The organism is Pseudomonas sp. 05T35 (assembly GCF_056396605.1).
Map to the genome: position 1 here is coordinate 1 of NZ_JBFTLU010000269.1, position 9,184 is coordinate 9,184.

The following is a 9,184-nucleotide window of genomic DNA, read 5'->3' on the forward strand; positions in this document are numbered from 1 at the left end:
GGCCAACGTAGTGGCGAACGTACCCAGGTCAAGCTTGGCGCCCACCTCATACTGCTTTGTCTGAATCGGGCTCAGGATTTCACTTGGGTTGGCTGCCGTCGTCGGAGCCGTCCCCCCCTGAGACAGACCTTCGATGTAGTTCGCGTAGACCGATACATCGTCAGTGATCTTGACCAACAACGCGGTAGCCGGCGAAACACGGCTCTCGTTGTAGTGAGAGGTCCTGACGCGCGCCGGGGTCAGGTTGGAGCTTTCCACCGACTGACGTCGCACGCCCAGCGTCCATTGGATGCGATCATCAAGGAACGAGAGGGTATCGAGAAAAGCCACACTGCCCAGCTTGGCTTCGGTCCTAGAGGTGACCGCACCGAAATTATCCAAGGGCGGTGTTTTGCCAAAGTCGAGGTTGTAGTAGTTGGTGGTCACGTAGTTGGCTATCTGTTTATCCTTGAAGCTCATCTCCGACTTGTACTGTGTAGCCGCCAGCGACCATTGGTGGCCTACGGGACCGGTGTCAAATCTGCCCTTCAGGCCAGCCTCGCCCGATTTCTGGGTGCCCTGCCCATCCGAGCGATAAGCCAGGACGCTGATATCACCGGCGTTGTTGACCAGCGTGTCGCGCGTCATCAGGGCGTTGCGGCCACCCTCCCTCTGTCCGTAGGCCGCAAAGGCGGTGAGCGAGTCATTCAAATCGACCTCGCCTCTGAGCAAGAAGGTTTCGGTGTCGTTGGTGGTGTATGCCCAGTCAGGTGCCAGCGCGTAATCACCCTTCTTTGCGCGGGGTACGCTGGTGACCGTAGGGTTGATCGAGGCAATACCGAAGTAGTTGGCGCCCTCCAGATGTTCACGGTGCTTGTAGGCGTCCAACGACAGGCGGATGCGTTCGGCGCGCCAGTCCAGGCCCAGCGCATTGAGCTGCATGTTTTGTTTTTGATCGTCCACGGCGGTGTCGCCGTCGCGGTACGCCCCGTTGTAGCGGATACCAAACTGATTCTGCTCGCCAAAGCGCCGACCCACATCGGCATGCGCACCGTATAAACCATTGGATTCAAAAGAGGTCGTCAGGCGTGTCAGCGGTTCGTCGCCAGCGCGCTTGGGCACCATGTTGATGCTGCCTGCGACGCTGCCATCCGGTGGCATGCCATTCAATAGCGCCGACGGGCCCTTGAGCACTTCGATGCGCTCGGCCAGCTCGGTCGCACCGCGCAGGTTCGGCGCCATGCCGATCAGGCCGTTGTAGGTGATGTCGTTGGCGCTGGTATTGAAGCCACGAATGAAGAAGGTTTCGATGATGGCCCGTTTGGAGGGGACGTTCACCGATGGATCGGTTGCACCGATTACCGAACCGATGTCCTTCGCCTGGTGGTTGCGCACGAATTCATCGGTGTAGCTGATGGCGCTGAAGGGCGTCTCCATAAAGTCCTTGGTGCCCAGCAGCCCGACTCGACTGCCAGTGGCAACCTGGCCTCCCGCATACGCGGGCGGCAGGTCGGCAGTTGCACCCATAGTGCCCTCCACCGTCGTTTCAGACAGCACAAGGCTACCTTCGCCAGTGCCCGTCGGAGACTGCGGCTCAGAGGCAGGCGCAGCGGCCACAGCCATCGCGCCCCCGGTCAGCCCTAGTAACAGCGCCATGTGTACGGCAGAGAAAGTGCGATTCAAGGTAAACGAAAAAGCGCGTTGCGTAGCCTGCGATGAATCAGGATTGGCGCTGTGTGGGCGGCCGTGTTCCGACATGCTGGATTCCTTTCGATGCGATGAATTGAAGTGCATTCATTAGGTTTCCGTACCAGAACGCCAATCCCTCAATCCAAATGATAATAATTTGCATATACCGCACCAGAAACACTCCAACGGGCTGGATCAGTGGCGATCCCCCAATGACCGAAACAACATTCGAAAGCCACAAAAAAGGGCCGGTGCCTGAACAGGACCAGCCCTTTGTGCTGCAGATACACGTCGTGAATCAGCCCTTGTAGCCCTGAATCACCTCGTCAGCCATTCGATTGAGACAGGTCACGCTGGCGGTACACAGATACCAGGTCTGAGCATCGACAAAGATGACACGGCCGTTGTTCCAGGCCTTGGTCTTGCGCAGCAGCGGGTTATCCAGGCTCTGGATGTCCAGCGCCGGACGATGCTCCATCACCGCAGTTCGGTCGATTACATAGAGGATGTCGGGATCGGCCTGCTGGATAAACTCATTGGAAATCGGCTGTCCATGCAAACCCGCTTCGATGTCAGCGCTGGCCGGTTTCACGCCCAGGGTGTCGAAGATGAAGCCGTAGCGCGACTTCACACCGTAGGAGGTGAAGGCGCCGTTGTTGTGCAGCACGATCAACGCTTTCTCTGGACGTCCTTCGGTGACACGGCGGGTCTGTTCCACCTTGGCGTCCATTTCCGCGACTTTCTGGCGGGCCAGTTGCTCTTTGCCGAGGATGCGTCCCAGGAGGGTCAAATGCTTCTTGGCTGTGCCGATGAAATTGCCTTGTTTGTTGGTCAGGTCCACGTCGTCGTAGACGGTCGGGGCGATCTGGCTGAGATCCTTGTAGCTTTGCGCCTGGAGCGGAGAGATCAGAATGAGATCGGGCTTGAGCGCATGCAGCCGCTCGAGATTGGGCTGAATAGTCGATCCGACATCCATGACATTCGAGTCGTCACGGTATTTGGCGAGAAAGCTGGTGACGTAGTCCTTGGCGATGCCCACCACCGGCGCGCCCAACTGATCGAGTGTATCGAGTTCGCTCATATCGAAAGCCACTACGCGCTCGGGCAGTTTGCTCACCACGGTTGTGCCCAGAGGATGCTCGATCTTGATCGGCTCGTAGTGCGCCTGCGCACTCACTGGCGGCGCGGCCTCTGCCGCCGGTTTGTCACAGCCCTGCAGCCCGGCCGCTACGGCCATTGCCAGTAGCACGCCACAGATTTTTTTTGCGTCATCCATGCTCATATCAGTTCCCTTGAAGGTGATGGGTTGAAGTAGTTGCAGACGAACCCTTGTTCGCTCTGCAGGATTTCGAAATCCAGACCAAAAAGTTCGCGCAGGTGCGCCTCGGTCACCACCTCCTCGACCGGGCCGTGGCGGTGAATTCTCCCGCCTTTCATGGCAACGATATGATCGGAATAGTTGGCCGCGAAGTTGATGTCATGGACCACCAGGATCACTGTGCGGCCTTGCTCGTCACACAAGCGCCGCAGGGCACGCATGATTTGTACGCCATGCTTCATGTCGAGGTTGTTGAGCGGCTCGTCCAGCAACAGGTAATCCGTTTGCTGGGCAATGGTCATCGCCAGGAAGGCCATCTGCCGTTGTCCGCCGCTGAGCTCGTCAATGTAGGCGAGGCGCAGGGACTGCAAAGACAGGAACTCGATGGCCTCATCGATAGCCACGCGATCCTGGGCGGTAAGCACTCCACGGCTGTAGGGGAAGCGCCCGAAGGCGACCAGTTCCTCGACGGTCAGGCGCAGGTTGAAATCCGGGGACTGGCGCAAGGTGGCCACGCGCTTGGCATAGTCGCGAACGGGCACATCCAGAATGCTCCGCCCGCCAATCAGCACGTCACCCCGGGTCGGCGCCAGCAGGCGAGCGATCAACATCAGCAGCGTGGTCTTGCCCGCCCCGTTTGGGCCGATCAGCGACGTGACCTGCCCCGGTGGAAACCGGACGCTGACGTCACTCAGGACATGCCGGCTGCCATAGGCCTTGTAAACGTGATTGAGGGCGATCATGGGGTGCCTCGGGTTCGAATCATCAGCGCAAGGAAATACACACCGCACACCAGGTTGATGAGAATGCTGACGGAGGTGTTGTAGTTGAATATCTGCTCGACCAGGTATTGGGCGACAATGAAAATGCCAATGGCGATGGCGCAACTCATGGGCAACGTGACCCGGTGCCGAGCGGTTCGGGCAAGCGCATAGGAGATGTTCGCAACGAACACGCCCATGAATGCCGTCGGCCCGACGAGGCTCGTCGAGATCGCCACCAGAATGGCAATAAGTGCCAGTTGAAGGCGCACGCTGCGCGGGTAATCGACCCCCAGGGAAATGGCCTGGTCACGCCCCAGGGAAAGCACATCGAGCACCGRCAGGGTTCGTTGGGCGATGCCGCACACCACCGCGACCAGCATGCCCGAATAGATCACTTGCCCAGGTTGCGCCTTGTTGAAGGAGGCGTAGTTGAATCCTTGGAAAATCGAGAATTCTCCGGGGCTTATCTTCAGCTGGATGAATTGGGTAAACGTCCCCATCACCATGCTCAGTACCAGTCCCAACAGGAGCAACAGGTACACGTTGTTGCTCCCGTCACGGAACAGCCACCGATGAATAAACCATGAATAGCCGAGCATCAGCAGGACCGACAACAGGACGTTACCGTTACGCCCCAGCAACACCAGGCTCTGGGTGCCCAGCAGCAGGATCAGCAGTGCCTGGAACAGCAGGTAGATCGCCTCATACCCCATGATCGCCGGCGTCAGTATCCGGTTGCCGGCGATGGTCTGGAAAATCACCGATGAATAGGCAATGCACACCCCGGCAATGCCCATCGCCGCCAAACGGGTCAGTCGCTTGGGAATGACGTAGTCGAAGTCGAAACCGGAGCCCAACAACAGGAACCCGATCGCCAGCGCCAGAACCAGCAGCCAGAGACCATAACGGGTAGCCACGCGCCTCATGTGTACTTCCTGATGAGCAGCACGAGAAATAACAGGCCGCCCACACTGCCGGCGGTGAGGCCGATAGGCACTTCGAAGGGGTAGATCAGCAGGCGGCCAAGGATGTCGCAGGCCAATAACAACGACGCGCCGCACAAGGCGACGATGGGCAATGTTCGCTCCAGGTTTTCGCCGTAGTGCAGCGCCACCAGGTTGGGAATCACCAGTCCGACAAAGGGGATCGCCCCCACCGTGATAACCGTGGCGGAAACGGTGACCGCCACGAGCATCAGGCCTACCGCCGCATTGGCCGCGTAGTTCAGGCCCAGACTGCTGGCCATGCCCTCACCCATTCCCAGTACGGTAAACCGGTGCGCATACAGGTAGGTGAGCACGACGATCGGCAGGATCAGATAGATGATCTCGTAATTGCCCTGCACGATTTTCGAGAAGTCACCGAGCATCCAGCCCTGCATGCTCTGCAAGATGTTATGACGGTAGGCGTAGAACTCGGCGACGGCGCTCAACACGCCGCCATACATCAGGCCTATGACCGGGACCATCACCGTGTTCTTGAACTTGATACGGCGGATGATCGCGATATAGATCAGGCTCGCGGCAAAACAGAACGCCAGGGCAAACAGCATCCTGCCGGCAGTCCCCGCGGCGGGGGCTACCGTCAGTGAAATCAGAATGCCCAGCTTTGCCGCATCCAGCCCACCGGACGTGGCGGGCTCGACGAACCGGTTACGCACAATCTGCTGCAGGATCACGCCACAGACGGCCAGCCCTACCCCGGTGAGTATCAGGGCCGCGAGACGCGGAAGGCGGCTGGCGGTCAGTGTCAGCCAGGCATCTTCGGAAAAGGTGAAAAGTTCCGTCCAGGAGACTTGCTTGACTCCCACCATCAGCGAAAGGCAACAGAGCACAACAAACAGGAGCAGTAAGGTTGCACGACTCAAGAATCGTCCTCACTGCCAAACGCCCCGGCAATCCGCCAGCCCTTTGCGGCCCGGCGCTGAGCGAGAAAGTGCGCGTAGAGCCCTGGCTTGGCACTCAATTGCGCGTGGGAACCTTGCTCGCTGATCCGGCCATTATCGAGCACCAGAATCTGATCGGCCATGGCCACCGTCGAGAGCTGGTGCGCGATGACGATCAGCGTACGCGTACCACGCAAGCGCGCCAGTGCCTCGGCAATAGCAGCCTGGTTTTCGGCATCGAGCGCAGCAGTGGCCTCATCGACCAACAGAATCGGTGCATCCTTGATCAGCGCGCGGGCGATAGAAATCCGCTGGCGTTCGCCGCCGGACAATCGGGCGCCGCCCTCGCCCACCGGGGTATCCAGGCCGGTTCAGGCAACGGCTTGACCGCAAAAATCTCACGCACGGCTCCCAACTGGCCTCGCGCGCCACGCAACACCTCGCTATAGCCGGCCACTTCCAACAACGGATCGATAAAGCGGCTGACCAGCAGCAGTGAAACAATGACCGAGATGACGTTTCCCGCCTCCAGGCTTGCGCCCAACAGCTCAGCCAGCCATAGCGTGGCGGCCACCAACAAGGCGGCGAAGCTCGCCTGTACAGCCCAGGCATTGAACACCACCGACATCGCCGAGACGTGAATCAACCGTCTCGCGGAGCGCTGCTGGCGCCCGATGGCCTGTTCAAGAAACCGGGTACCACCGTCCTCGCCATTGAACGCCCGCAGTACCGATTGCGCCTGGGCGAACTCGACCATGCGCTGGCTGGTGTGGGCAGCGTTGTACTGGAAGTCCTGATCGGCACGCTGCCCCAAGCGAGCGGTCAACACAAAGACCCCCAGCAGGATTGGCAGCGTCACCAGCGCGATCAGGCCCATCTGCCAGTGCAAAGCGAACAGTGCAATCAGGATCACTACCGGCGTGATCACGCCGGTCATCAGCGGCGTGAAAACGTGGGCGGGAAGCYGCGCCATTTCCATCATGCCCTGGGACGCCACATGGTTTAGCCGCGCGGTGTTTTGCGCGCTGAACCAACCCACCGGCAAACGCGCCACGTGGTCGCCGAGCCGATGGCGGCCCCGCTGGAGAACCGCGATGCCGACTCGGATACCGGCTTTCTCCACGGTACGTCGTAGCGCCCAGCAGATCACCATGCCGATCACCAGCGCGATCAACCATTGCCCCGCTGCGCGCGTTTCACTGCCCAGCAAGCTGGTGAGTATCGGCACCAGGGTGACAATCGTCAGCCCGCAGAGCAGGCCGTAGACCAGCGTCATATAGAGATAGCGCCGCAGCACCGGGGCGTCTTCACCCAACAGTTGAATAAAGGTTCTCAGCATGACGGCACCGCCTGTTCCTTGGCCTGTTCGTAGCCGCCCAGCGCCCACAGTCGGGCGTAGCGGCCTTTGCGGGCGAGCAGTTCGTGATGACGTCCCTGCTCACAAATCGTACCGTTGTCGATCAGAATGATCCGGTCGGCGTGCATCACCGTATCAAGACGGTGAGCGATCACCATCAAGGTGCGGCCCCGGGCGAATCGCGATAGCGCTTGCTGGAGCTTCACCTCGTTCTCGGCATCGGCTGCCGCCGTGGCTTCATCAAGCACCAGCACCGGCGGGTCGAGCAACACGGCGCGGGCGATACTCACGCGCTGTAACTCGCCGCCGGAGAGCTGCACATCCTCACCGATCACCGAGTCATAACCGCGCGGCAAGGCGAGGATACGCTCGTGAATATTCGCGGTGCGCGCTGCGTCTTCGATTTCCTGCTGGCTGGCCGATGGCCTGCCCAAGGCAATGTTGTCGCGCAGGCTGGCATGGATAAGACGCACTTCCTGCAACACAAAACCGATGCGCCGGTACAACTGCGCGCTCTCGATCTGCCGGATGTCGACGCCGCCCAGCGTAATGCGCCCTTCAGTCGGATCGAAGAAGCGCAGCAGCAGGCGTGCCAATGTCGACTTGCCGGAGCCGGAAGCACCGACAATCGCGGTCACGGTGCCGGGCTTGAGGGTGAAGCCAATGTCCTTGAGCACCGGGTTCTGGCCGTCGTAGCTATAGCCGAGCTGCTCGACGCGAATTTCGGCATTTTCAGGCAACTGCCGTGATTCGCCCGCCAGGGTTTCCAGTACCGGCGTTTCCAGTAGCCCATGCACACGCTGGGCAGCGGCGGTAGCATTGTTCAGGTCGTGGGTGATGTAACTCAACAGCAGCAGTGGCGCGCAGATGCCCGGCGCCACCAAGGCGAAGGGCAACACCTCGACCGGTGTGATCCAGCCCAGGCTCACCAACAAAGTGCCAAAGGCCAGCACCACTCCGAGCACCGCAACCGGGGTAACCATGGCATGGGCGTTGGCCATCGCGCTGACCAGCGGCCGAGTGAAGTCGGTGAACGCTTCGGCGAAGGCATCCACCGCCTCACGGTAGCTGCCATGGGCCTTGCCCTCGACACCGAAGGCCTTGACCACGGGAATGCCGTTGACGAACTCGACCACTGCGTTGTTGATACGTGCCATACCGGCACCGAACGATTGCATGTTCGCCCCACTGGCCTTGGTCGCTCTGGAGAAAAACAGGAAAAACAGCGGGAATGGCAGCAGGGAGACAATCGCCATGCGCCAGTCCATGGCAAACAGGTACAGGATGGCGATGAGGATCGCCCCCACGGTGCGGCCCAGCGTGGTAAAGAAATGCGCAGTCAGGCTGTGCAGCGTACCGATATCATCCTGCATGGCCTGTTTGACTTCACCCGAAGCCCGACTGGTAAACCAACCCAGCGGCACCTTGGCCAGTCGACGAGTAATCGCCAGACGCAAATGGCCGGTGATGTGATTGTCGGCCAGGTGCGCGATCATCTCGCCCGCCGAAATCAACGTCATACCGAGGAACAGGCACACCAGGCTGACGCTGACAACCTGCCAGACCTGACTCTGCATCTGGACCCAGCCGGTAGCGACCTCGGCCTGCCCCATCGAGAGCTGTGCGATATGGGCGATGCCGGCCAGTGGCACCATCGTCAGCATGGTCCCGATTGCGGCCAGTACCGCGGCGACAATCAGCCGGCCGCGTACGGGTTTCAGTACCCGGGATACCGAGCCGGCGGCGGGTTGGTCTTTATCACTCATGAGCTCTCCTGAATAACCACTGGTGACAGCCTGAAGGCATGCCTGACTTCCTTTGTGTTCGAGCGTTTTGCGCGTTGCGTACCTTTATTCCGAACGGCGACGCAAAATCCTCAATCGAAATGCGGATTAATCCGTTCGCCGTCGTGAACCGAACGATCGATCACAGGCCCGCCCCCGATGCGAATGGGTGACAGGCCCGAAGGCCCGCAGCGATGTATTTCTCGACGGAGGACACCGACACCTTCAACTCGGCCGCGATATCCCGGTGGCCCATGCCATGCAACTTGCACAGCAGCAATGCTTCGCGGGCCTTGAGTGGCTTGTTATGCAAGGCAACATCGATCTGTGACAGGGCCTCGGATGCCAGCGCACGAACCTCTTCTGATGGCACCTGAGGCTCGGCTTGCTGCATCAGCCCTTCCAGGT

General features: G+C 60.0%; 7 protein-coding genes and 1 pseudogene. All 8 read right to left on the reverse strand.

Annotated features, from left to right (window positions below; translation table 11 throughout):
* On the reverse strand, nucleotides 1-1,773 hold a 1,773-nt coding region (locus AC1DH9_RS19485), incomplete at its 3' end, for a TonB-dependent receptor (protein WP_477808612.1).
* 193 nt (nucleotides 1,774-1,966) lie between these two features.
* The gene (locus AC1DH9_RS19490; protein WP_427537308.1) at nucleotides 1,967-2,950 is read right to left on the reverse strand and encodes a siderophore ABC transporter substrate-binding protein; all 984 of its coding nucleotides are present in this window, start codon (nucleotides 2,948-2,950) and stop codon (nucleotides 1,967-1,969) included.
* A complete protein-coding gene (locus tag AC1DH9_RS19495) occupies nucleotides 2,947-3,729 on the reverse strand; it encodes an iron ABC transporter ATP-binding protein (RefSeq protein ID WP_427537311.1) in 783 nt (260 codons plus the stop codon). Before AC1DH9_RS19495 ends, AC1DH9_RS19490 begins: the two co-directional genes overlap by 4 nt.
* A complete protein-coding gene (locus AC1DH9_RS19500; RefSeq protein ID WP_477808613.1) occupies nucleotides 3,726-4,676 on the reverse strand; it encodes an iron chelate uptake ABC transporter family permease subunit in 951 nt (316 codons plus the stop codon). The genes AC1DH9_RS19495 and AC1DH9_RS19500 overlap by 4 nt, the downstream gene beginning before the upstream one ends.
* Nucleotides 4,673-5,617, reverse strand: a complete 945-nt coding sequence (locus tag AC1DH9_RS19505) for an ABC transporter permease (protein WP_427537317.1) — start codon at nucleotides 5,615-5,617, stop codon at nucleotides 4,673-4,675. Before AC1DH9_RS19505 ends, AC1DH9_RS19500 begins: the two co-directional genes overlap by 4 nt.
* Nucleotides 5,614-6,974, reverse strand: a pseudogene (locus tag AC1DH9_RS19510) (ABC transporter transmembrane domain-containing protein). The gene AC1DH9_RS19505 and the pseudogene AC1DH9_RS19510 overlap by 4 nt, the downstream one beginning before the upstream one ends.
* A complete protein-coding gene (locus AC1DH9_RS19515) occupies nucleotides 6,968-8,758 on the reverse strand; it encodes an ABC transporter ATP-binding protein (RefSeq protein WP_427537323.1) in 1,791 nt (596 codons plus the stop codon). The pseudogene AC1DH9_RS19510 and the gene AC1DH9_RS19515 overlap by 7 nt, the downstream one beginning before the upstream one ends.
* A gap of 160 nt (nucleotides 8,759-8,918) precedes the next feature.
* On the reverse strand, nucleotides 8,919-9,184 hold a 266-nt coding region (locus AC1DH9_RS19520; protein WP_477808614.1), incomplete at its 5' end, for a sigma factor-like helix-turn-helix DNA-binding protein.